The sequence below is a fragment of the Leisingera sp. ANG1 genome, from assembly GCF_000203975.2.
Classification (GTDB): Bacteria; Pseudomonadota; Alphaproteobacteria; order Rhodobacterales; family Rhodobacteraceae; genus Leisingera.
Window position 1 is genome coordinate 1 of the sequence record NZ_AFCF02000017.1, and the last position, 1,643, is coordinate 1,643.

Annotated in this window: 1 protein-coding gene; it reads left to right on the forward strand. The window is 63.2% G+C overall.

Annotated features, from left to right (window positions below):
- Positions 1–384: 384 nt before the first annotated feature.
- The coding region (locus GC1_RS21770; RefSeq protein WP_052265115.1) for a cache domain-containing protein at positions 385–1,643 on the forward strand (1,259 nt) is incomplete at its 3' end.

Here is a 1,643-nt window from a genome sequence, read left to right on the forward strand (position 1 = left end):
CCGCCCCGGCCAAGGCCTCCAGCGCCCCGGCAGCAGCGCCGGCGCCGACCGCCCATGGCGGCGATGACTGGGACATGCAGCCCGCGCCCCAGCCCGCCGCGGCGGCCGTCAGCGGCAACGCCGCCCGCGACCTGTGGCAGGATTTCTGATCCGAAACAGCGTCTTGCAGGCAAAGATGCCCGGGGAGCGGTCCCCGGGCGTTTTCATTTTACGCGGGTTGGGATCGCCGCTGGCTGGCGGGTTTTAGGCAGTTCAATCAAAATACGGCAAAAACCTCCCGAAATACGGCGTGAAAGCGCGGATGGGGCGTTTCCGGGTAGGGGTTTGTTAGAAACTGCAGCCTAAACAGACAGGCAATAGACCTGCAATGAAGGCTCTGAATATATGTCCAGAATACCCGCTTTTCTCTACCGTCTGCCTGTCCGTATCTACGCGCTTTCGGCGCTTGCGCTGTCGCTGATGGCGTTGCTGACCTTCCTGCTGCTCTCGCAGTCCGTCAAAAACGCCTATGAGATGCGCCATACCGAGCTGCACAATGTCACCGACACGGCCGTCAGCCTGCTGCGCGACCTGGAGGAAGGCGTCAAATCCGGACGTTTCACCGCGGAGGAGGCCCGCGACATCGGCCGCGAGCGGCTGACCGCGCTGCGCTTTGGCGATTCTGGTTATGTCTTTGTCTTTGACCACGAGCTGGTGGTTCAGGCGCACCCCATCGTGCCGGATTGGGTAGGCACCAATCAGGGCGCCTATGAGGATGTGACCGGCATCAAGGTGTTTCAGGAGCTGGAGAAGATCGCCGCCTCCAAAGGCGCAGGCGAGCTGACCTATTACTTCAAGAAGCCCGATTCGGAGGTGATGGAAGCCAAGATCGGCTATGTGCAGGCCTATAAGCCTTGGGGCTGGATCATCGGCACCGGCGCCTATGTGTCCGATATCGAGGCCGATGTTGCGATGATGCGCAATGAGGCGCTGATCGTGCTGGGCATCAGCCTGGTGGCGCTGATGGTTGCCGCCTATTTCATCACCCGCAGCGTGACCGGCCCGCTGAACGGTTTGAAAAACCGGATGCAGACAATGGCGGATGGCGACACCAGCAGCGAAATCCCTTCGGCAAATGCGCGCAGCGAACTGGGGGAGATCGCCCAAAGCGTCGATGTCTTCCGCCAGGCGCTGATCCGGCAGCAGGAGCTGGAGGATGCCGAACATGCGCTGAACGAGAAGCGCAGCAAGGTTGTGGCGGCGCTCAGCAGCAAGCTGTCGGCGCTGTCGCAGGGCGACCTGACGGCGCAGATCACCGAGACCTTCCCGCAGGATTACGAACAGCTGCGCCAGGACTTCAACACCACCGCGCGGAACCTCAGCTCCACCGTGGAGCAGGTGATTGCCGCCGCCGCCAGCATCCGCAACGGCGCCACCGAGATCAGCCAGGCCTCCGACGACCTGTCGCACCGCACCGAGAGCCAGGCGGCCACCCTGGAACAGACCGCCGCGGCGCTGGATGAGCTGACCGCGTCCGTCAAATCCGCCGCCGACGGCGCCCGCAGCGTCGAGGCGACCATGGACGAGGCCAAGGAAGAGGCCCGCACCAGCGGCGAAGTGGTGCAGAGCGCGGTCTCGGCAATGACCGAGATCGAGGAAAGCTC